Source organism: Neorhizobium sp. S3-V5DH (assembly GCF_004343065.1).
Lineage (GTDB): Bacteria > Pseudomonadota > Alphaproteobacteria > Rhizobiales > Rhizobiaceae > Neorhizobium > Neorhizobium huautlense.
On the sequence record NZ_SMCL01000009.1, the window covers coordinates 132,832 to 155,702 of the forward strand.

General features: G+C 59.1%; 13 protein-coding genes. 7 read left to right on the forward strand and 6 right to left on the reverse strand.

Annotated features, from left to right (window positions below; translation table 11 throughout):
- Positions 1–27: 27 nt before the first annotated feature.
- The 5 genes from EDE09_RS14960 to EDE09_RS14980 form a co-directional block, all read right to left on the reverse strand.
- Complete coding sequence (locus tag EDE09_RS14960; RefSeq protein WP_132411324.1) at positions 28–870, reverse strand: dipeptide ABC transporter ATP-binding protein; 843 nt, start codon at positions 868–870, stop codon at positions 28–30.
- Positions 867–1,736 carry an ABC transporter ATP-binding protein gene (locus EDE09_RS14965; protein ID WP_112800557.1) on the reverse strand — a complete coding sequence of 290 codons (870 nt, stop codon included), beginning with the start codon at positions 1,734–1,736 and terminating at the stop codon, positions 867–869. The genes EDE09_RS14960 and EDE09_RS14965 overlap by 4 nt, the downstream gene beginning before the upstream one ends.
- Positions 1,737–1,738: 2 nt before the next feature.
- Positions 1,739–2,656, reverse strand: coding sequence for an ABC transporter permease subunit (locus EDE09_RS14970; RefSeq protein ID WP_132411326.1), 918 nt, complete (start codon positions 2,654–2,656; stop codon positions 1,739–1,741).
- Between the two features lie 15 nt (positions 2,657–2,671).
- On the reverse strand, positions 2,672–3,676 hold the full coding sequence (locus tag EDE09_RS14975; protein ID WP_105373084.1) for an ABC transporter permease subunit: 1,005 nt from the start codon (positions 3,674–3,676) through the stop codon (positions 2,672–2,674).
- Positions 3,677–3,835: 159 nt separating this feature from the next.
- Positions 3,836–5,431, reverse strand: coding sequence for an ABC transporter substrate-binding protein (locus tag EDE09_RS14980; RefSeq protein WP_105373083.1), 1,596 nt, complete (start codon positions 5,429–5,431; stop codon positions 3,836–3,838).
- A gap of 502 nt (positions 5,432–5,933) precedes the next feature.
- On the opposite strand from EDE09_RS14980, the gene EDE09_RS14985 reads away from it, so the two are divergent.
- The 6 genes from EDE09_RS14985 (at position 5,934) to EDE09_RS28850 (ending at position 12,661) form a co-directional block, all read left to right on the forward strand.
- The gene (locus EDE09_RS14985; RefSeq protein WP_132411328.1) at positions 5,934–7,367 is read left to right on the forward strand and encodes a M20 family metallopeptidase; all 1,434 of its coding nucleotides are present in this window, start codon (positions 5,934–5,936) and stop codon (positions 7,365–7,367) included.
- A 133-nt stretch (positions 7,368–7,500) separates the two neighbouring features.
- Positions 7,501–8,856, forward strand: a complete 1,356-nt coding sequence (locus EDE09_RS14990) for an aspartate aminotransferase family protein (protein WP_105373081.1) — start codon at positions 7,501–7,503, stop codon at positions 8,854–8,856.
- Between the two features lie 74 nt (positions 8,857–8,930).
- The gene (locus EDE09_RS14995; protein ID WP_132411330.1) at positions 8,931–10,391 is read left to right on the forward strand and encodes a phosphatidylserine/phosphatidylglycerophosphate/cardiolipin synthase family protein; all 1,461 of its coding nucleotides are present in this window, start codon (positions 8,931–8,933) and stop codon (positions 10,389–10,391) included.
- Positions 10,392–10,464: 73 nt separating this feature from the next.
- Positions 10,465–11,295, forward strand: a complete 831-nt coding sequence (locus EDE09_RS15000; protein WP_132411332.1) for an endonuclease/exonuclease/phosphatase family protein — start codon at positions 10,465–10,467, stop codon at positions 11,293–11,295.
- 80 nt (positions 11,296–11,375) lie between these two features.
- Positions 11,376–12,350 carry a threonine/serine dehydratase gene (locus EDE09_RS15005; protein ID WP_132411334.1) on the forward strand — a complete coding sequence of 325 codons (975 nt, stop codon included), beginning with the start codon at positions 11,376–11,378 and terminating at the stop codon, positions 12,348–12,350.
- Positions 12,351–12,526: 176 nt separating this feature from the next.
- Positions 12,527–12,661, forward strand: coding sequence for a hypothetical protein (locus EDE09_RS28850; protein WP_281033654.1), 135 nt, complete (start codon positions 12,527–12,529; stop codon positions 12,659–12,661).
- A 73-nt stretch (positions 12,662–12,734) separates the two neighbouring features.
- Here the strand turns inward: EDE09_RS28850 and EDE09_RS15010 are convergent, their stop codons facing one another.
- The gene (locus EDE09_RS15010) at positions 12,735–13,898 is read right to left on the reverse strand and encodes a M20 aminoacylase family protein (protein ID WP_245505148.1); all 1,164 of its coding nucleotides are present in this window, start codon (positions 13,896–13,898) and stop codon (positions 12,735–12,737) included.
- Positions 13,899–14,304: 406 nt separating this feature from the next.
- Here EDE09_RS15010 and EDE09_RS15015 point away from each other — a divergent pair, with 406 nt between their 5' ends.
- Positions 14,305–22,800 (forward strand): glucoamylase family protein, encoded by an 8,496-nt coding sequence (locus EDE09_RS15015; RefSeq protein ID WP_132411336.1) that lies wholly within the window; start codon positions 14,305–14,307, stop codon positions 22,798–22,800.
- Positions 22,801–22,871: the final 71 nt, after the last annotated feature.

Below are 22,871 nucleotides of genomic sequence, written 5' to 3' on the forward strand. Positions count from 1 at the left end.
ATCACCCCACCTCCTTCAGGGGAGTAGTCAGGCCGCGGCCATTGCCTTCTTTTTCGCAATACGCTGGCGAATAGTTTCGACGTCCGCGCGAGGTGTCGCTGCAAACAGTGTCCGGGTATACTCGTGCTTGGGGTCGGAAAAGACCTCATCGCGCGTACCGTATTCAACCGCCTCTCCGAAATACATCACCATGACCTCGTCAGCGATATAGCGAACGACGGAGAGATCGTGGCTGATGAAGACGTAGGTGAGATTGAACTCGTCCTGCAGGTCGGCAAGCAGGTTCAACACCTGTGCCTGGACCGAAAGATCAAGCGCCGAGACCGGCTCGTCGAGCACGAGGAGCTTTGGATTCAGCATCAATGCGCGCGCAATCGCGATACGCTGGCGCTGACCACCAGAGAACATATGCGGATAGCGGTTATAATGCTCCGGCCCCAAACCGACCTTCTTCAGCATCTCGTTTGCGCGATGCCGCTGTTCTTCCGCCGACATATCCGTATTGATCGCTAGCGGTTCACCGAGCACATCGCCGATCTTCTGGCGCGGATTGAGCGAGCCATACGGATTCTGGAAGACGATCTGCACCTTCTGACGCATTTCATGGGTGAGGCGCCCCGGGCGCGTATCGACCTTCTTTCCGTCGATCAGGAGGTCGCCGGCAGTCGGCTCGTCGATGAAGGTGATCATGCGAGCAAGCGTCGATTTTCCGCAGCCGGATTCGCCGACGATTGCCAGCGTCTTGCCGCGTTCCAGCTTGAAGGAGACACCCTTCACCGCGTTAATGATCTTCTTGGGCTTGAAGAGACCGCTGGAGAGTTCGTAATCGCGCTTGATGTCGCGCACCTCGAGCATGGTGTTATCGGTCATGCATTTACTCCCAATCCCGTTTCCTGGGCAGGTTCCGGAGTTCCGTCAAAGAAAGCGGAAACGGTGGTGAGGCGGTCGCCGGTGGCGTTTTCCGGCAACGCCGCCAGCAGGGCTTTCGTGTAATTGCTCTTCGGGTTTTCGAAGAGGGAGAGCACGTCGGCTTCCTCCATCTTGCGGCCCTTGTATTGCACCACCACGCGGTCGGCTGTCTCGGCCACGACGCCCATGTCATGGGTGATCATGATGAGGCCCATGCCGTTCTTGGCCTGCAGCGACATGATGAGGTCCAGGATCTGCTTCTGGATCGTCACGTCGAGAGCCGTGGTCGGTTCGTCGGCGATCAAGAGCTTCGGGTTACAGGCGATGGCGATGGCGATCATCACCCGCTGGCACTGCCCGCCCGACATTTGGTGCGGGAAGCTGCCCAGCCGCTCTTCCGGGTTAGGCAGGCCCACTTGCTTGAAGAGTTCGATGGCGCGGGCGCGGCGGGCTTGTCTGTCGAGGCCGAGGTGGACGCGTAGTACCTCCTCGATCTGAAAGCCCACCGTAAAGCACGGATTGAGGCTGGCGATCGGTTCCTGAAAGATCATGGCGATATCCTTGCCGATCAGCTTACGCCGCTCGGCCGGGCTGATCTTCTGGATGTCGCGGCCTTCAAAGAGCATGCGGTCTGCGGTGATCTTCGCAGTCCAGGGGAGAAGCCCCATGACCGCAAGCATGGCGACCGACTTGCCGGACCCGGATTCGCCGACGATCGCCAGCACTTCACCCTTTTGGACCGACAGCGAGACCCCGTCCACGGCTTTGAACCAGCCGGTTGCGGTTTCGAATTCGACTGTGAGATTGTCTATTTGCAGAAGCGCCATGATCAGGACCTCTTCAGTTTCGGGTCGAGCGCATCGCGCAGGCCGTCGCCCATCAGGTTGATGGCAAGGACGGTGATGAGGATCGCCAGGCCAGGGAAGGTGACCACCCACCAGGCACGCAGGATGAATTCCCGTGCTTCTGCGAGCATCGTGCCCCATTCCGGCGCCGGTGGCTGAGCACCCATGCCGAGGAAGCCGAGGGCAGCCGCATCCAGGATGGCGTTCGAGAAGGAAAGGGTTGCCTGAACGATCAGCGGCGCGGTGCAGTTCGGCAGGATCGTACGGAACATCAGGCGTAACGGGCCGGCACCGGCAAGGCGGGCCGCAGTCACATAGTCGCGCGTCTTCTCGGCCATCACAGCCGCGCGGGTGAGACGCACGAAATGCGGCTGGAGCGTTAGCGCGATGGCGATCATTCCGTTCGTCAGGCTGGGTCCCAGGATGGCAACGAGCACCAGGGCGAGCAGCAGCGACGGAAAGGCCAGGATGATATCCATCAGGCGCATGATAACTGTGTCGACCCAGCCACGGAAATAGCCGGCGATCAGACCAACCAGTATACCGCCCACCAGCGACAGTGTGGTTACGAAGACGCCGATGAACAGCGAATATTGAGCGCCGTAGATCAGGCGTGAAAGAATATCGCGTCCAACAGGATCAGTGCCCAGCAGGTATCCGGCGCGGCCACCTTCGGTCCAGATCGGCGGCACCAGTACCGCATCGCGATACTGTTCAAAGGGTGAGTGCGGCGCGATGATGGGTGCGAGTACCGCGATCACGACAAGCGCCAGGAAGACGAAAAGCCCGATGACGGCGCCGCGGTTTTCGGAAAAATAGAACCAGAACTCCTTGAGCATCTGGCGGCGCATGGCGGCGGTCGAAACGGCCGCGGGCGGCTTGTCGATGATGGTATCGGCCATGGGATTTTCTCCTTCTTAGTGCCGTATACGGGGGTTGATCAGGCCGTAGAGCAAATCAACGATGAGATTGACGAACATGATGATGGCGGCGATGAGCAGCAGGCCGCCTTGGATGACCGGGTAGTCTCGGCGGAAGACGCTGTCGACCATCCATTTGCCGATGCCGGGCCACGAGAAGATCGTTTCGGTCAGGATCGCGCCGGCGAGCATGACGCCGATCTGCAGGCCGATGGTGGTGATGACCGGGATCATGGCGTTGCGCAGAGCATGGATGCCGACGACGCGGAAGGGCGAAAGCCCCTTTGCCCGGGCGGTGCGGACGTAATCTTCAGACAGGACCTCCAGCATGGCCGAGCGCGTTTGCCGCGCAATGACTGCCAGCGGGATCGTGGCCAGCACGATCGACGGCAGCGCCAGATGGCTCAGTGCCGATGCGAAAGCACCCTTCTGGCCAGACAGCAGCGAATCGATCAGCATGAAGCCCGTCACCGGCGGAAAGAAGAACATCAACGAGATGCGTCCGGAGACCGGGAACCACTGCAGGGTGCCCGAGAAGAGGATGATCAGTAGCAGGCCCCACCAGAAGATGGGCATCGAATAACCGACGAGAGCGACGCCCATCAGCGCCTGATCAAAGAACGATCCCCGCTTGATGGCCGCGATTACGCCAGCCGGAATGCCAAGTGCAACCGCGATGATGATTGCGCAGAGTGATAGTTCGATCGTGGCTGGGAAGAGGGCCAGGAACTGGTCGAGGATCGGTTTCTTCGACACGATCGAAGAACCGAAGTCGCCGGTCACCACGCCGCCTAGATAATCCAGATATTGGACCACCAGCGGCCGATCGAGACCCAGTTGCTGACTGATAACGGCATGGCGCTCCGGCGACATGACTCGTTCACCCGAAAGAAGGGCCACGGGATCGCCCGGCAGCAGCCGGATAAAGGCAAAGGCGATGATAGAGACCCCGATAAAAGTCGGGACCAGCACGGCGAGGCGCCGCAAAAGGAAGCCAAACATTCTAAAACCTTCGATGGTTTCGGTCTTGGCCGGTTCAAGGCTTTGTCAAGCCATGGAAGCGGCGATTGAGGCGTCTGTGCCACATTTTTTGGCGTCTCATAAGAAAATGCCGCGGGAAACGCAACGCGCCCCGCGGCAAAAACATTGTGAGCCGCTAAATTACTCGGTGATATCGACGGCTTCGAAGGTGAAGTCGCCGAGCGGGCTCTGGGTGAAGCCCGTCACGCCCTTGCGCATCGGAACGATGGAGAGGGAGTGATCGAGTGTGGCCCAGGGGGCTTCCTTCTTGAAGATCACCTGTGCCTGCTCATAGAGCTTCGTACGTTCCTCGTCGTTGGACGTGACCTTGGCCTTCTTCACGAGTTCGTCGAACTCCTTGTTGCACCACTGAGCGCGGTTGTTGCCGCCCACGGCATTGCAGCCGAGCAGGGTGTCGAGGAAGTTGTCCGGGTCGCCGTTGTCGCCGGTCCAGCCGAGAATGACGGCGCCGTCACGGTCCTTGGCCTTGGAGCGATCGAGATATTCGGCCCATTCATACGAAACGATCTCGACCTTGACGCCGATCTTGGCGAAATCGTCCTGCATGATTTCCGCTGCGCGGCGGGCGTTCAGCATGTAGGGGCGCGAAACCGGCATCGCCCAGAGCTTCATCGAAAGATCCTTGACGCCGGCGTCGGCGAGCATCTTCTTTGCAGCGTCCAGATCATAGGCGTCGTCCTGGGTGGCCTCGTTGTAAGACCACATGGTCGGCGGGATCGGGTTTTTCGCCGGGGTCGCCATGCCTTGGAAGACGGCATCGACGATCGCCTTCTTGTTGATCGCCTTGTTCAGCGCCTTGCGGACTTCGACCTTGTCGAATGGAGCCTGGGTTGTGTTGTAGGCGAGATAGGCGACGTTCAGGCCTTCCTGCTCCAGAACCGTGAGGTTCGGATTGGATTTCATGGACTGGACGTCGGCTGCGTTCGGATACGGCATGAGGTGGCATTCGCCAGCCTGCAATTTCTGATAGCGAACGGCTGCGTCGGTGGTGATTGCGAAGACCAGATCGTCGATCTTCGGAGCCGGACCCCAGTAGTCGGCATTCTTCTTGTAGCGGATAACCGCGTCCTGCTGATAGCCGACGAACGTGAACGGACCGGTGCCGACCGGCATCTGGTTAAGCTGTTCCTTCTTGCCGGCCTTGTCGAGGCTGTCGGCATATTCCTTCGACATGATCGATGCGAACGGCATGGCGAGGTTGGCGAGGAAAGGCGCTTCCGGCTTGTTCAGCGTGATCTTGACGGTGAGGTCATCGACCTTTTCCACCGACTTGATGAGTTCCGGGAAGCCCATGCCGGCGGCATATTCCCAGGCGGCACCCGGGATATACTGGTTCCAGGCGTTTTTGGTATCGATCTGGCGGCCAATCGAGAAGACAACATCGTCGGCGTTCAGGTTGCGACTCGGGGTGAAGAAGTCGGTGGTCTGGAATTTCACATTCGGGCGAAGCTTGAAGGTGTAGACAGTGCCGTCACTGGAGATTTCCCAGCTCTCGGCGAGGCCTGGCTCCGGCTGCGTCGTGCCGGGCTTGAATTCGAGAAGGCGGTTGTAGATCGGATGAGCCGAAGCGTCGAATGTGGTGCCGGCCGTGTAGATGCCGGGGTCGAAGCCTTCCGGGGAACCTTCGGAGCAGTAAACGAAGGTCTTGGCGCTGGCAGCGCCCGCGAAGAAGGTCGCCGACAGCAGCGCCGCGGCAAGGGTCAGTTTGTATTTCATGATAGTCTCTCCCGTGTGACCTGTGGCCTCTTGCGGCCCAGGTAATCTGTCATTGAACTAGATGCGCAACGGTGCGCTTCAAGCTTGATATTCTTGTTATTTACCTCCCGGTGGGCGAATTGGACCCGCGTGTGCTTCGATTGTTCCTTCCGGCGGATGTCATTTTACGTCCACGTAATTCCAGAGCGCCAAGTTTTCGCAAGGCTACAGCTCCGTCTATTTTTGTAGCGACAGCGTTTCTTAGAAAATTTTCCGCAAGTTCGACACAATCCCCATGTGTTCTTACCATTTTTGGCCCGATCTTTAGATTCTCGACCGGCAACGGCGCGGGAGCATAGCGATTATCATTCTGTTGTCGAGATGCGAAAATTCGCCTTTTCGGTCACTTTTTCATTTCAGATGTGTGATCCTGACGAGTGCTGCATTGGCGCATTGCCATCGGGTGAGAATGGAGTACGGTTCGGCCCTCCAATCAGCATTACTTGCATCGAGGCGATGGTTCATGAGGACAGGCAATTCCAATCTCCCGCTTATCTGGGATTTCATCGACCGCAAGACCGAGGTTTTTATCGATTTGGCGGACCGGGTCTGGGAGACGCCTGAAACCTGCTACATGGAGAAGCTGTCAGCGTCGGCGCATCGGGAAATGCTGGAAGCTCAAGGTTTCGCCGTTACTGAAGATGTGGCCGACATACCGACAGCACTGATCGGGGAAGCGGGTGAAGGTGGTCCGGTCATCGCCTTCCTCGGGGAATATGATGCATTGGCAGGACTGAGCCAGAAGGCGGGACTTTCCCACCACGAGCCGATCGTTGCTGGCGCAAACGGGCATGGCTGCGGCCATAATCTCCTCGGCTCCGCCTCGCTTCTTGCGGCGACGGCGCTCAAGGATTGGCTGGAAGAGACGGGAACGCCCGGCCGCGTGCGCTACTACGGCTGCCCCGCGGAGGAAGGCGGTGCGGCCAAGGCTTTCATGGTTCGCGCCGGCGCCTTCGAAGACGTGGATATTGCCATCAGCTGGCACCCCAGCAACTTTGCAGGCGTGCAGCGCGAGACTTCGCTCGCCAATTGCAGGATCGATTTCAGCTTTACTGGACGCGCCGCTCATGCAGCCGCGGTGCCGGAGCTTGGGCGCAGCGCCCTCGATGCGGTGGAACTCATGAATGTCGGCGTCAACTATATGCGTGAACACATGCCGTCCGATTGCCGCATACATTATGCGGTGCTTGATGCCGGCGGCATTTCGCCGAATGTGGTGCAGGCTTATGCCAAGGTTCGTTATGTCGTCCGCGCGCCGGAACTGCCGGGCCTCCTCTCACTGATCGAGCGCGTGAAGAAAGTCGCGGAGGGCGCGGCTCTGATGACCGAGACGAAGGTCGAGAGCACCATCCTTGCGGGCGTATCCAACCTCATCGTCAACACGCCGTTGATGGACGTGATGCAGGACGTCTGGGACAGCATTGGCCCGCCTCCATTCGATGAGGAAGATCGAATATTCGCGGAAAAAATCCGCGCAACATTAACCCCGGAGGACATTTCGGCGAGCTGGAACCAGGAGCGGCTGGAGGAACGGGATGTCCCGCTTGCGGATTTCATCCTGCCGGCTCACAGCGAAAATCGCCAGATGGGCGGTTCCACCGATGTGGGCGATGTCAGCTGGGTGGTGCCGACGGTGCAGGCCTACGGCGCAACGCTTGCCGTAGGGACCCAACTTCACACGTGGCAGGTCGTCGCGCAGGGCAAGAGCCCGCTTGCCCATAAAGGAATGATCTCTGCAGCCAAGGCTATGGCTGCTACCGGTCTTGCCGCGATCGAGAGCGAGCAGCTCCGCGAAGCCGCTTGGGCCGACTTGAAGAGACGGCGCAAGGGACAGGTTTATACAAGCCCAATTCCGCCGGGTGCCGAGCCGCCAGTCGCGGCGATGACGGTGAAATAGCCAAATCCATTGATCGAACCGTCAATTCTTTTGACCGTTCACTGGGCTGAAAACGGCAATTGGGACTGTCCAACGCCGTGGTTTGCTCCTATGAAAATCCATCTATCGTGGTATGTCTCAAAGGAGGTCACCCGTGACTATTCAGCCGAACTCCATCGAAGCCCGGGACAAGGCTTATCACCTTCACTCCTATACCAATGCCCGCGCATTGGAACGGGACGGTTCCCTGGTGATGGATCGCGGCGAAGGCATCTACGTCTACGACAACAACGGCAAGAAATACATTGAAGCGATGGCAGGGCTTTGGAGCGTCGCCGTCGGCTTTGGCGAAAGCCGTCTCGTTGATGCGGCCACCAGGCAGATGGCGAAGCTGCCTTACTATCATACTTTTACGGCCCGCAGCCACGGACCTTCCATTGAGCTCGCCGAAAAGCTGATCCAGATGGCGCCGGTTCCGATGTCGAAGGCTTACTTCACCAATTCCGGCTCGGAGGCCAACGATACCGCGATCAAGATGGTCTGGTACCGCTCCAATGCGCTCGGCAAACCGGAAAAGAAGAAGATAATCTCCCGCATCAAGGGTTATCACGGGGTGACGATCGCAGCTGCGAGCCTGACCGGCCTACCGAACAATCATCGTTCCTTCGATCTTCCATTGCCCGGAATTTTCCACACGACCTGCCCGCATTATCGCACCTTCAAGCAGGAAGGCGAGACCGAGGCAGCGTTCGTGGAGCGCTGCGCAAAGGACCTTGAGGATCTGATCCTGAAGGAGGGCCCGGAAACCGTGGCGGCCTTTATCGGTGAGCCGGTCATGGGTGCCGGCGGGGTCATCGTGCCGCTGGCCGGCTATTGGGAAGCGATCCAGAAGGTGTTGAAGAAATATGATGTTCTTCTGATCGCCGATGAAGTGATCTGCGGTTTTGGCCGGACTGGCGAGATGTTCGGCACGACGACATACGGGCTTCAGCCGGATATCATGACGTTATCCAAGCAGATTTCCTCATCCTATCAACCCATTTCGGCACTGCTTATCAACGAGAACGTCTACCAACCGCTCGCCGATGAATCGGCGAAGATCGGCACCTTCGGCCATGGGGTGACGGCCGCGGGGCATCCAGTGGCGGCCGCCGTAGCGCTGGAAAACATCGCGATCATAGAGGAGCGCGATCTCGTCGGTAACGTGCGGGCCTTGGCGCCGAAATTCCAGAGCCGCCTGAAGGCGCTGGAAGGCCATCCGCTGGCGATCGAAGCGCGCGGCGTCGGCCTGATCGGCGCATTGGAGTTGAAGCCGCGTGACGGTTTTGCCGCCGGACAGCTTGGTCCGAAGCTGTTTTCGATCATGGTGGAAAAGGGCCTCATCTCCCGCGCGATCGGAGATTCCATGGCACTTTGCCCACCGATGATCGTCAACGAGCAGCAGGTAGACGCCATTTTCGACACCTTTGAAGCTTCGCTTGACCTGTTCCAGAAACAGCTCGCCGCCTGACATCGTACCGGATCTGGATAACCTCTTGATCCGGCTCGATTGCGGAAAGCACTTGCGCTCCTATATTGAGCGTTATGCTTGATCTCGCCGAGGGCTATTGGCCGCACATCCTCTTCACTGCATCGGTCCTGGCGGGGGCGGCGGCGGCAATTCACGCCGCGATGACAAAGGAGGAAGTACGTTCGGCCGTGGGCTGGGTCGGCGTCATCATCCTTTCCCCGATCATCGGAGCCCTGCTTTACCTGATTGCTGGGATCAACCGCATCCGACGCACCGTCATCAGTGATCGCCGCGCGCTGCTTCAGGGGGAGATTCGTGCCCATTTCGCTTCTTATGATGCTACGGACGACCTAGTCGCCGACGGATTCGGCCGCCGGTTCGTAGCCATGAAGACGCTTGGCGATCGTGTGACGCATCATCGCTTGACGACCAGCAATCTGATCATTGCGCTTGATACCGGGGACGAGGCCTATCGCGCGATGCTCAGTGCCATCGACGGTGCTCAGCGAAGCATCATCCTGGAAACCTACATATTCGATCGCGACAGGATCGGTGAGCGTTTCGCCCGCGCCTTGATCGAGGCCGTGAAACGCGGCGTTGAGGTCCGTGTCCTCATTGATGCGGTTGGCGCTCGGTATTCCGTCCCGAGCGTTCTCGGCCGGTTGCGCGACGGCGGCGTCATCGTCGACGTCTTCAACGGCAATGTCATCATGGGACTTAGATTGCCCTATGCCAATCTCAGAACGCACCGGAAAATATTGGTGATCGATGGCAAGACAGCCTTTACGGGCGGCATGAACATCCGCGAAGGCTTTTCAAGCGAATTCAGCGGAGACATGTGCTCCTTCGATACGCATTTCAGGGTCACCGGTCCGGTCGTGGCCGATCTCTTCGCGATTGCGGCAGCCGATTGGCGGTTCGCTACCGACGAGATGTTGGACGAGGAGGCCTGGGCTCTTGATCCGCCGGAAACGGAGCCGGGAAAAGCCGTCTTCGTGCGAGCTGTGTCATCCGGCCCCGACCGCAGCGTGGAGACGAACCACAAGATGTTGATGGGCGCCTTTTCGGTGGCGCGGTCCTCCGTCCGTATTGTCTCGCCTTATTTTTTGCCGGATCGGGAGCTGATCACCGCGCTGGTCACTGCGGCGCGACGAGGTGTAACGGTTGATATAGTGGTACCGACTGCCAACAATCTCGTTCTAGTCGACCGGGCGATGACTGCGCAATTCGACCAGATGTTGAAAAACCATTGTCGGATCTGGCGAGCTTCCGGTCCCTTCAATCACTCGAAACTCATGGCCATCGATGGTCGGTGGGGCTATGTCGGCTCGTCCAATCTCGATCCCCGCTCCCTTCGGCTTAATTTCGAGGTGGATCTCGAAGTTCTGGATTGCGCGTTTGTGGTAGCTTTGGAGCGAAGGATCGACCTGGCGATTTCCTCCGCAACTGAAGTGACGCTTGAGGCGTTGATGGCAAGACCCTTTGTGGTACGTCTCATTGAGCGCGTGCTATGGCTCGGGTCACCCTATCTTTAGACTGAGCTGGAAATGCTAGATCAATGAGCGGATTGTCGTATAATCCACCTCTTTGCGAATAACCTTCGGAACCATGCGGGAAAAGCGCACCAATCTTCCCACAAACATCCTGGCATCAATCCGCGCCCGCAAGGACCGCGGAGCCGGCGTCCATGCACCGCATGACCGGGCCAAGGGCATGCTGGTTGCCTCCTATAACGTGCATAAATGCGTGGGCATCGACGGCAAGTTCGATCCCGCTCGAACCAGCCATGTCATCCGCGAGATAGGCGCCGACGTGATCGCTCTTCAAGAGGCGGATACCCGCTTCGGCGAACGGCGCGGGCTGCTCGACCTCGCCTGGATGGAGCGTGAAACCGGGCTCTTTCCTGTTCCGATCAGCGGCGTTGCCAAGGCGCATGGCTGGCACGGCAATGTTGTCTTCTTTCGTGAAGGGCTGGTGCGCGACGTGCATCAGGTCAAATTGCCGGGGCTCGAGCCACGAGGGGCCCTTATCACCGAACTGGAATTGAAGGACGGCAGTGCCTTCCGCATCATCGCCGCCCATCTCGGGCTTCTCAACCGCTCGCGACACCAGCAGGCCCGCGTCATCATCGACATCCTGCGATCGCGTGATGAACAGCCGACCGTTCTGATGGGCGATCTCAACGAATGGCGGCTGGGAGACCGGTCCTCCCTCAACACGCTCGCGAGCGTGTTCGGTTTGCCGGCGGCTGTGCCGAGCTTTCCGTCGCGTTTGCCGGTGCTGGCTCTTGATCGAATCATGGCGAACCGGCCGGGTCTGCTGGACACCGTAGAGACCCACGACACGCCCCTCGCAAGGCTTGCTTCCGACCACCTGCCGATCAAGGCAGTGTTGAAGCTCGGCATGCTGCCTGCCAGCGATCACGCTGAAGCCGGCTGATATGTTCTACAGCCTTTACCAGGACGGAAAGCGTCGATAGGCTGTCGGCCATCTGCTTCGTCTTTCCTTGGAATTTCCATATGACCGATATCAGCATGATCGAAGCCGCGCAGGCCCGATTGGATGGGCAGGTGCGCCGCACGCCGTTGCTGTCTTCTCCATTCCTCGATGAGATTGCAGGGCGGCGCATATTCGTGAAGCCGGAATGTCTGCAGCATACCGGTTCCTTCAAGTTCCGCGGCGCCTGGTCGGCGATATCGGCTCTCTCGCCTGAGGTGCGTGCCAAAGGCGTGATCGCCTTCTCTTCAGGTAACCATGCGCAAGGCGTCGCGCTGGCGGCGAAGATCCATGGCGTTCCGAGCGTTATCGTCATGCCGTCCGACGCACCTCGCATCAAGATCGACAACACCCGCGCCTATGGCGCCGAGGTGGTGCTTTACGATCGCGCCAGCGAGGATCGAGATGCTATCGGCGCTCGATTGTCGCAGGAGCGTCAGCTCACCCTCATCAAGCCTTTCGATGAGCCATATGTGATTGCCGGGCAGGGCACTGCCGGATTGGAAATCGCCGAGCAGGCGAAAGAACTGGGCATCGACAAGGCAGATGTGCTGGTGCCGACCGGCGGCGGCGGGTTTATTTCGGGTGTCTCCTTGGCCCTGGAAGCCAAAGCCCCCGATTTTGTGGTGCATCCGTGCGAACCGGAAGGCTTCGACGATGTCACGCGTTCCCTGGCGTCCGGGAAGATTGAGCGTAATTCTACCCAGTCGGGCTCGCTTTGCGATGCAATCATCACCCCCCAGCCAGGTGCCATTACTTTTCCAATCATGTCGCGGCTTTGCGGTTCGGGCCTTGTGGTGACGGAAAGTGAAGCGCTTCATGCGGTGGCGCTAGCCTTCAACCGCCTTAAGATCGTCGTGGAACCAGGAGGTGCTGTAGCCTTGGCCGCAGCGCTGTTCCATGGGGAAACGCTGGGGGAAACGGTGATAGCCATTTGCTCGGGCGGGAATATTGACCCGAATGTCTTTCGTCTGGCCCTCGACCAGAGTGCAATTTAGAAGCGATACGAGGCTCAGGGAATAACAAACCGTTAATCCCTTGGAATGCTCGTTAAGAAAAAAGGATTTTCTACGGAACGCATAGCTGAGTGAAACATTATCTCTATCGGGTTTATCGAGATAAGGTAGCATAGAGAACGCTCGCAAAGGGCGGCACCAGAACCCGGGAGGCATTTATGCGCCAGCTACAACATCAGACACGGTCCTTTCCCGTTGGTAGCGCCAGCAAATGGCAGTGGGCAGCCAATACCGCACTGGTTTCCGCAGCCTTCATCTTCGTCGGCGCCGTAGTGCTTGGGCTCTTTCCGTAAGCTTCCGGTCTTCCCAAGACTGTGCGACACCTCCCGCGCTCCGCCGGCTCGGGAGGTGTTTTGTTCTTCAAGGCTATTTCGCCGGCAGATACGCTTCCGCGAGTTCTACCCAAAAGCTTGTCCCGATCGGCAGCGCCTCATCATTGAAGTCGAACTGGGGATGATGCAACGGCGGGTCATTGTCGGTCCGCTTCGTGCCCAGCAGGAAATAGCTGCCGGGACGCTCTTTCAGCATGAAACCAAAATCTTCGCTGCCCATCGATGTCCTTTCCAGATCTTCGACATTCTCTTCCCCGAGAATCCCTTTTGCCAGCTCGCGGACAAAGTCGGTTTCGGCCGGATGGTTGATCGTCGCGTCGTAACCGCGCTCGTAGTCGATCGTGACCGTCATGCCGAAGCTTGCGGCCTGGCCTTGCGCTATCATGCGGACACGTTCCTCCAGTCTGTCGCGCACCGCAGGGTCATAGGACCGGATCGTAAGGCGCATCTCGGCGCGTTCCGGAATCACGTTGCTCGCCATACCACCACGAAAAGACCCGACGGTGATTACCACCGGGTCGAGCGGATGGATATTCCGGGAGGCAATTGTCTGGAGAGCCATGATGATGCTTGCGCCGCAGACGATCGGATCGGATGTCGATTGAGGTTCCGCGCCGTGGCCGCCCCGCCCGTTGATGACGATATGGCACTCGTCGGCAGCGGCCAGTATCGGTCCTTCCTTCACAACGATCTTTCCGAATGGCAAAGTAGGGTCGTTGTGAAGGCCGAACACTGCATCGCAGGGGAAGCGATCGAACAGGCCGTCCTCGATCATCAATTTTGCGCCGGCGAAATTTTCCTCTGCCGGTTGAAAAATCAAATGGATCGTACCGTCGAAATTCCTTCGTTCAGCGAGAATCCTCGCCGCGCCGAGCAGCATCGCCGTGTGGCCGTCATGCCCGCAGGCGTGCATCAGACCCTTGTTCCTGCTGGCGTATTCGGCGCCTGTCTCTTCTTCGATCGGCAAGGCGTCGATATCCGCGCGGATACCGACCGACCGATTACCTGTGCCGTTTTTCAAGGTCGCTACAAGTCCGGTCTTGGCGAGGCCGCGCGTGACTTCGTAGCCGAACTCCGTGAGCTGCCGGGCCACGAAATCGGACGTGTTGAACTCCGAAAGTCCCAGTTCCGGATGCTGATGAAGATAGCGGCGGGTTGCCACCACCTCGGCCATGTAGTTTGAAAATTGTACCGTCATCGCAAAAACTGCCTTCGCTAGTTTGTCTGCGGCGCTTGAAAACCTTCCGCTCCACCATGGATAGCAGCGCCGTCGTACGGAGGTAACCCAGTTCCGGATCAAATTTCGTGTGGGCGGCCCGTGGTCGTCGCCGAAGGTGAATCTTCCGTCTTATCAAGGCCCTGCTGTTGTTCAGCTTTCATTCAGGCTTGCGCCATTAGAGGCGTTGATGTGTTAATCCGCCAGAAGCGGGCAATAGATTTTGGTCAGTTATTTGCAATATCGTTACTGCCCTCTATTTCCCCTCTTCGCGAATTTGCGTCGGGCCAGTCACCATAATCAAAATGATGACTGGCGCTTCCAATGCAGGCCGAGTAAGGCGAGGCCGACGAACCCTTAAAGTTTTCTCACCCAGAAGCCCGTGTCCATGTCCTTTCAGAATCCGCAGCCAGCTTCCTCGCGCGATACCGAAGCCAAGCAGATCGATCATAACGATTCGATCCGTTCGACTTATTTCAACATAGACGCGTTGAGGGAGTGCGGCGAAAAGCTCGGCAAGGAGGGCACTTCCAGCCTACCCGGTTTCCTGGAGTTCGACTTCTTCAAGCGCCATCAGGAGAACGAGAAGGAAATCTTCCGGGTCTACCGCGCAACCGCTGCGGATGTGGATGCCGGAGCGTCGATCACGCCCGCCGCCGAGTGGCTTCTCGACAATTATTACATTGTCGAGGAAGCGATCCAGGAAGTCCGCCGCGACTTCCCCAAAAAGTTCTATCGGCAGCTTCCGACGATGACGGTCGCGGGGCAGGAAATTCCCCGCGTGCTCGCGGTGGCATGGCTCTATGTCGCCCACACCCACAGCAGCGTTTCACAGGACGCTCTGGCTGCCATGGTCGACGGATTCCAGGTCGAAGAGCCGCTCGAGATCGGTGAACTCTGGGCTCTGCCGTCTTTTATCCGCTTCGTTCTAATCGAAAACCTTCGTCGTATCGCCACCCGCGTCGACCGTTCCCGCAACATGCGCCGTCGTGCGAACGATGTAGCCGACGAAGTCATCAGGCTGAACGACGAGGCCGCCAGTGCGGATGTGCTCAAGAGCATTGAGGCGCTCACCAGCGACAACACGTTCATCACCCAGTTTCTTTATCGTCTGCGCAATGCCTCCCAGACCTCAGGTTTTGCGGTAACCTGGCTGGAGCAGCGGCTCGAGCAGGCCGGCACCGATGTCGAAGAGGTGATGCTCGCCGAACAGAACCGGCTTTCGTCCGGCAATGTGACGATGGGCAATATCATCAAGAGCCTGCGTCACATCGATGACACGGAGTGGAGCGTCTGGTTCGAACAAGTTTCGCAGATCGACAAGATCTTCCGAGACCGCACGGATTACGAAGCCCTCGATTTCGGTTCGCGAAACGCCTACCGCAACCGTATCGAACAGATCGCCCGCCGCTCCCGCAGGAGCGAAAGCGAGGTCGCCAATGCGGCCATCAGCCTTGCAGAGCAAGCAGCCGGGGAAAGCGACGATCCACGCGAAAGCAATATCGGCGCCTTCATCGTCGGACGCCGGCGCAGGGAACTGGAAGCTGCAGTCGGTTACAAGCCGCTTATCGTGCAGCAGACGGTCCGTCTTGTTCGACGGCTCAACTGGTTCGCAATTGCGGGTCCGGTCATATTCCTGACCGTGCTGGCGATGGCAATTGCCGGCTGGTTCCTCGTCCAGGCGAATATGCCGCTGCCGGTCGTGTTCTTCTTTCTGCTGATGTTCGCCCTCCCTGCTTCGGAAGGTGCCACCGGCCTCTTCAATACGCTCGTGACCTATGTGGTGCGTCCGGCCCGCCTTGTGGGCTATGAATTCAAGGAAGGCATTCCTGACGACGCCAGAACGCTCGTCGCCGTGCCCTGCCTGATCACCGACCGCGACACGGTTGACGAGCTCGTGCGCAACCTCGAAGTCCATTATCTCGCCAACCCGCGCGGTGAAATCTACTTCGCGCTTTTGAGCGATTGGCGTGACAGCAAGCTCGAGGAGACGGATGCGGATCTGGAAATCCTCGACTATGCCAAGCGCGAGATTGCGGCACTCAGCGCCAAATATGCTCATGACGGCAAGACGCGTTTCTATCTCCTGCATCGGCGTCGCCTCTTCAATCCGAACGAAGGCGCGTGGATGGGCTGGGAGCGCAAGCGCGGAAAGCTGCACGAACTGAACCTGCTGCTTCGGGGTGACCAGGATACAACCTATCTGCCGGGCGCCAACATGGTTCCCGCGGACGTCCAATACGTCATGACGCTCGACGCCGATACGCGCCTGATGCGGGATGCGGTGACGAAGCTCGTCGGCAAAATGCATCACCCGATCAACCGGCCGGTGCTCGATCCGAAGAGCAATCGCGTGATCCATGGTTATGGGCTGATGCAACCGCGCGTCACGCCATCGCTGACGACCGGTAAGGAGGCATCCGTCTTCCAGCGCGTCTTCTCTGTCGGCCGAGGGCTGGATCCCTATGTCTTCACGGTGTCCGACGTTTATCAGGATTTGACCGGCGAGGGCACGTTTACCGGTAAAGGCCTCTATCATGTCGATGCTTTCGAAGCATCGCTCAAAGGCCGGATCGACGAAAATTCCGTCCTTTCGCACGACCTTCTGGAAGGTTCGTTCGCGCGCTGCGCGCTCATCACCGACGTTGAACTGGTCGAAGACTTCCCGGTTCGATACGAGGTCGAGGTTTCCCGTCAGCATCGCTGGGCCCGTGGCGACTGGCAGTTGCTTCCCTATATTCTCGATCCGACGCGCGGCGTGACTGCACTCGGCCGCTGGAAAATGATCGACAATCTGCGTCGCTCGCTTACTCCGATCGCCTGGTTCTTCGCATCGGTTCTAGGCTGGTATTTCATGGACCCGCTCGGTGCGTTGATCTGGCAGATCCTGCTGATTTTCCTGCTCTTTGTGGCACCGACGCTTTCTCTGGTGACTGGTCTGCTGCCTCGCTCGACTGATATCGTGCCCGGAGCGCATTTCTATTCGCTCTGGTCGGATATGCGCTCGGCCAACGCTCAGGTTGCGCTTCGCATCGTCTTCATTGCCGATACCGCCTGCATCATGACGGACGCGACCGCTCGCTCCCTCTACCGGTTGTTCTTCAGCCGCAAGCTGATGCTGGAATGGCGTACGGCCGCATCGATCCAGTCGAGCGCTCAGGGAAGCCCTCAGGATTACTATCGCGCGATGTGGCACGCGCCCACGATTGCCGTTCTCAGCATCATTCTCTCAGCTTTGCCCGGCGACAACGCGTTCCTGGTGGGCATTCCCTTCGCGGTGCTCTGGATCTTCTCGCCGCTCGTTGCATGGTATGTGAGCCAGTCGGCGGAAACGGAAGATCGCCTTTTCGTTCCGGATACGGTCTCCGTTGAACTGCGCAAGATCGCTCGCCGCACCTGGCGGTATTTCGAGACCTTTGTAACGCTCGAGCAGAACTACCTGCCGCCGGACAATTTCCAGGAACGCCCGGATCCGATCATCGCCAAGCGCACTTCGCCCACCAATATCGGGGTCTACTTGCTGTCGACGATCTCGGCGCGCCATTTTGGCTGGATCAGCTTCACGGATACGATCGAGCGTCTCGAGCAGACGATCTCGACGATCGAAAAAATGGAGAAATTCCGTGGGCATCTGTACAACTGGTATCATAGCGATACGCTGAAGCCGCTTGGCCAACCCTATATCTCGGCAGTCGACAGCGGCAATCTTGCCGGTCATCTGATTGCGATTTCATCCGCCTGCCGCATGTGGGCCGAAGCGCCGTCAGCTCACCTGCAGGGCAATCTCGATGGTATCGGCGATGTCGCCGGCATCCTCGCCGAAACGTTGACCGCTCTGCCCGATGACCGCAAGACAGTGCGCCCGTTGCGCCGCCGGCTTGAGGAGCGCATCGCCGGCTTCGGAAACGCGCTTGCCGCCGTCAAACGGGAGCACGAGTTTGCTTCGATCCGGATCATCAACCTGACGGTTCTGGCGCGTGAGATCCAGAAACTGGCGACCAATCTCGATCATGAGGTTCGTTCGGTTCAGAGTGACGAGGTAACCCGCTGGTCAGCATCCCTCGTCAACGTTTGCGAAGCGCATATCGCCGACAACGTCTTTGATAATTCCAATATGGAGTCACTGCGCGGGCGGCTGGCTGCGTTGAGGGACCGTGCCCGGACGATCGCGTTCTCGATGGACTTCAGCTTCCTGTTCCGCAAGGAACGCCGGCTGCTTTCGATCGGTTATCGTGTCGACAGCAACGAATTGGACGAAGCTTGCTATGATTTGCTGGCGTCCGAATGCCGCCTGACTAGCCTGTTTGCGATCGCCAAGGGTGACCTGCCGACGGAGCACTGGTATCGCCTGGGTCGTCAGGTCGTGCCGATCGGTGCGCAGGGGGCCCTGGTCTCCTGGTCGGGCTCGATGTTCGAATATCTGATGCCGCCGCTCGTCATGCAGGAGCGGCAAGGGGGCATCCTGAACCAGACCAACAATCTCGTGGTCAAGGAGCAGATGAACCACGGCAAGCGGCTTGGCACGCCATGGGGCATTTCGGAAGCGGCCTTCAACGCCCGCGATCATCTGTTCAACTATCAGTACACGAATTTCGGTGTGCCGACGCTCGGTCTCAAGCGAGGGCTCGGCCAGAACGCCGTTATCGCTCCCTATGCCTCGATCCTCGCCAGTCAATATGATCCAATCTCGGCTGCTGAAAACCTGGCGGAGCTGCGCTCCCTCGGCGCGCTCGGCATGTTTGGCTTCCACGACGCCGTCGACTTCACGCCGACCCGCGTTCCGGAGGGGCAGCGTTGTGCGGTGGTGTATAACTACTATGCGCACCATCACGGCATGTCGATTGCTGCGATCGCCAACGTCGTGATGAACGGTCTGCTGCGCGAATTCTTCCATTCCGATCCCGTGATCGAGGCAGCCGAACTGCTTCTGCAGGAAAAAGCTCCGCGCGACATACCGGTCATGAGCGCAAAGCACGAGGAAACGCCTGGCAAGGGTCAGGGCGAGCTGCTGCGTCCAGAAATCCGCACGATCACCAATCCGGCGACCAAAGACCGCGAACTGGTTCTTCTGTCGAATGGTCACTATTCGGTGATGCTCACCGCAACCGGCTCCGGCTATTCCCGCTGGAACGGCATGTCGGTTGCCCGGTGGAAGCCGGATCCCACGGAAGATCGATGGGGCCAGTTCCTGTTCCTTCGCGATACCGCGACCGGCGAATGGTGGTCTGCAACGTCGGAACCCCGTCGTGCGGAGGGCGAGACGAGCAAGGCGATATTCAGCGACGAGCGCGCTGAGTTCCACAAGACCATCGGCGATTTTACCAGCACCGTGGAGTGCATCGTCGCGACCGAGCACGATGCGGAAGGTCGCCGCCTGACCTTGCTGAACATGGGCACGGAAGACCGCTTCATCGAGGTCACCTCCTATATGGAGCCCGTGCTGGCGTCAGAAGATGACGACAATGCCCACCCGGTCTTTTCGCGGATGTTTGTCCGCACCGAGATCGGCAAACGCGGCGATGTGATCCGGGCGTGGCGCAACAAGCGAAATCCCGGCGATCCCGACATGGTGATTGCGCATCTTGCTGCCGACAACGCAGGGTCTGCACGGCCCACGGAGTTCGAGACCGACAGACGGAAGTTCCTCGGCCGTGGTCGCACGCTTGCGGAAGCGGCAGCCTTCGACCCCGGCGCGACGCTTTCCGGAACGGACGGCTTTACGCTCGACCCGATCCTGTCGCTGCGCCGCGTCGTGAGGGTACCGGCGGGCAAGAAGGTGAGCGTCATCTTCTGGACGATTGCCGCTCCCAAACGCGAGGAACTTGACCAGGCGATCGAGCGGTATCGTCATCCGGACGCTTTCCAGGCTGAACTGACGCAGGCTTGGACCCGTACGCAGGTGCAGATGCGCCATCTCGGCGTATCGTCCCAGGATGCCGCGGCCTTCCAGCATCTGGCGCGTTACCTGATCTATCCGGATATGCAGCTCCGGGCGGACCAGGCGACGATTCAGACTTCAATGCAGCCGCAATCGTCTCTGTGGCCTTCGGCGATTTCGGGCGATTTCCCGATCTTCACGCTGCGTATCAACGACGATGCTGATATGGCGGTCGCGAAGGAGGCGATGAGCGCTCAGGAATACCTGCGTTCGCGTGGCGTCATCTCGGATCTGGTGATCTTCAACGAACGCGCGGCCTCCTATGCGCAGGAAATGCAGCACGCGATCGAGTATCTGTCGGAGAATGCCCGTCGTCTCGGTCAGCAGGAAGGGCAGCGTCAGCATGTCTTCTCCCTTCGCCGCGACATCCTGGACGAGACGGCGTCGGAAGGTCTTGTAGCCGCATCGCGCGTCGTTTTGCATGCGCGCAACGGCAAGATCAGTGACCAGCTCAACCGGACAGCATCCATTTTCGCACCCGCCAAGGATCAGGTAATCGAGATAGACCGGCGTCCGCTGCTGAACGGCGAAGTCTTCCAGCCGCCCGCTGAGGCGGAAGCACCTGCCGACCTTGAGTTCTGGAACGGATATGGCGGCTTCTCAAAGGACGGCGGCGAATATGTCGTGCGCCTCAGGGGCGGGCAGGCAACCCCGCAGCCGTGGATCAACGTGATCCCAAACGAAAAGTTCGGCTTCCATGTGTCGGCGGAAGGGGCAGGCTTCACCTGGGCTCGGAACTCTCGCGACTACCAGCTTACGCCGTGGAGCAACGATCCGGTCATCAATCGGCCGGGCGAGGCCTTCTACGTCTGCGACCAGGACAGCGGCACTGTGTCGACCCCCTTCGCGGCTCTGTCGCGCAAGCCGGAAATAAAATTCGAAGCCCGGCACGGGCTCGGCTATTCGGTGTTCGCATCAGAAGACAACGGTTTGAAACTCGAGCTGACGCAGACGGTTGACCGCACGCGCCCGGCAAAGCTCACGTCGTTCTTCCTCCGCAATATCGGTTCCGAAGTTCGCAGGCTGCGCGTGTACGGATATGCGGAATGGCTGCTGGGTAACAATCCTGCCCGGACCATCCCGTTCATTCTGTCTACCCGCGACGAGGAAGCGGGCACGCTCTTTGCCACGAATCCCTACAGCATCGACCACCGCCGCTTTGCCTTCATGGCCATGCGGGAGATGCCATCCGGCTTTACGACAAGCCGGCGCGAATTCATCGGCCGCTTCGGTTCGGTACAGCTGCCCGCGGCAGTCGTGTCCGCTTCCGCTCTTAGCGGTTCTCTCGATCTTGATGGCGATCCGTGCGCGGCACTCTCCTATGACATCGAGTTGGCGCCCGGCGAAGAGAAGAGGATAACCTTCTTCCTGGGCGATGCCGAGACCCAGGAAGACGCTCGGGCGCTTGTCGCCGAGCTGCGGGCAGAGGATTTCGAAACGGTTCTCGACGCAAATCGCGAGTTTTGGAGAGGATTTACCGGTCGCCTGAAGATTTCCACGCCGGACAAGTCTCTCGATAACCTGGTCAACCACTGGCTTCCATATCAGGCGCTCGGTTGCCGCATCATGGCGCGCACCGCCTTCTATCAGTCGTCCGGAGCTTATGGCTTCCGCGACCAACTGCAGGACACTTTGGCCTTCTTGGTTCAGGAGCCGTCGCTGGCGCGGCATCAAATCCTTCACGCCGCGTCGCGCCAATTCCACGAAGGCGACGTGCAACATTGGTGGTTGCCGAATTCCGGCGCCGGTGTCCGCACGATGATTTCGGACGACGTGGTCTGGCTCGCCTATGCGGCGCATCAATACGTCTCGGCGACAGGCGACAAATCGCTGCTGGATGAGCCGGTTGCTTTTCTTGAAGGTCCTATTCTCGAAAAACACAAGCACGACTCGTTCTTCAAGCCGGAGATATCCTCAGAAACGGCTACCGTTTACGAGCATGCCGCCAAGGCACTCGATATTGCCGTTGCCCGCACCGGGGAAAAAGGCCTGCCTTTGATCCTCGGCGGCGACTGGAACGACGGCATGAACCGTGTCGGTATAGGCGGCCGCGGTATGAGCGTCTGGCTAGGCTGGTTCCTGGCAAGTGCCTTGCGGAGCTTCCTGCCATACGCTTCCGAGCGAAACGACCAACCGCGTGTCGAAAGCTGGACGGCGCATCTGGAGACTCTGAAGCAGGCGCTGGAGAAAGCGGGCTGGGACGGGAGCTATTACCGCCGCGGTTACTTCGACGACGGTTCTCCGCTTGGCTCGATTTCGAGCGACGAATGCCGGATCGATTCGCTGGCACAGTCCTGGAGCGTGCTTTCGGGCGAAGGCGATCCCGAGCGGGCGAGCCAAGCGATGAACGCCGTTCTGGAAAAGCTCGTTGACGAGCAGGCAGGGATCATCCGTCTCTTCGCCCCGCCTTTCCAGGAAACGCGCAAAGATCCCGGCTATATCCGCGCCTATCCGCCCGGCGTCCGCGAAAACGGCGGCCAGTATACGCACGCGGCGATCTGGGTGGTGCTGGCTCTTGCTGCTTTGAAGCGGGGAGAGGATGCCTGGAAATGCTTCCAGATCCTCAATCCGATCAATCACGCGCTCAGCCGTGAGGCGGCTGATACCTATCGCGTGGAACCCTATGTGGTTGCCGCCGACGTCTATGGGCACGGCTCCTATACCGGCAGAGGCGGCTGGAGCTGGTATACGGGTTCCGCCGGCTGGCTTTATCGTGCTGCAGTCGAAGGCATTCTCGGCATCCGGCGCCAAGGCGACCGGTTGTTCGTGAATCCCGTGCTGCCGGCAGGCTGGAACGGCTTCACTGCTGAAATCACCATTGATGAAGTCGCGCACAAGATCGCGGTGGAAAGTGGCAAAGTCACCATCAATGGGCAGTCCGTCAGCGAGGGAGAAGGGTTCCTCCTCAATACGTCGTCGACACGAGTAACTGAGTTCACCAACTGAGATCAGGTCACGGTGAAACAAAAAAGCCCGCCGCCATGGAAATGACGGCGGGCTTTGTCGCGTCGTCCGCT

What these genes read in the sequence shown, in the direction of transcription:
- EDE09_RS15010 (WP_245505148.1), bottom strand. Translation starts at nt 13,898, where the DNA reads ATGACGGTACAATTTTCAAACTACATGGCCGAGGTGGTGGCAACCCGC.
- EDE09_RS14970 (WP_132411326.1), bottom strand. Translation starts at nt 2,656, where the DNA reads ATGGCCGATACCATCATCGACAAGCCGCCCGCGGCCGTTTCGACCGCC.
- EDE09_RS28850 (WP_281033654.1), top strand. Translation starts at nt 12,527, where the DNA reads ATGCGCCAGCTACAACATCAGACACGGTCCTTTCCCGTTGGTAGCGCC.
- EDE09_RS14980 (WP_105373083.1), bottom strand. Translation starts at nt 5,431, where the DNA reads ATGAAATACAAACTGACCCTTGCCGCGGCGCTGCTGTCGGCGACCTTC.
- EDE09_RS14960 (WP_132411324.1), bottom strand. Translation starts at nt 870, where the DNA reads ATGACCGATAACACCATGCTCGAGGTGCGCGACATCAAGCGCGATTAC.
- EDE09_RS14975 (WP_105373084.1), bottom strand. Translation starts at nt 3,676, where the DNA reads ATGTTTGGCTTCCTTTTGCGGCGCCTCGCCGTGCTGGTCCCGACTTTT.
- EDE09_RS15015 (WP_132411336.1), top strand. Translation starts at nt 14,305, where the DNA reads ATGTCCTTTCAGAATCCGCAGCCAGCTTCCTCGCGCGATACCGAAGCC.
- EDE09_RS14965 (WP_112800557.1), bottom strand. Translation starts at nt 1,736, where the DNA reads ATGGCGCTTCTGCAAATAGACAATCTCACAGTCGAATTCGAAACCGCA.
- EDE09_RS14995 (WP_132411330.1), top strand. Translation starts at nt 8,931, where the DNA reads ATGCTTGATCTCGCCGAGGGCTATTGGCCGCACATCCTCTTCACTGCA.
- EDE09_RS15005 (WP_132411334.1), top strand. Translation starts at nt 11,376, where the DNA reads ATGACCGATATCAGCATGATCGAAGCCGCGCAGGCCCGATTGGATGGG.
- EDE09_RS14985 (WP_132411328.1), top strand. Translation starts at nt 5,934, where the DNA reads ATGAGGACAGGCAATTCCAATCTCCCGCTTATCTGGGATTTCATCGAC.
- EDE09_RS15000 (WP_132411332.1), top strand. Translation starts at nt 10,465, where the DNA reads ATGCGGGAAAAGCGCACCAATCTTCCCACAAACATCCTGGCATCAATC.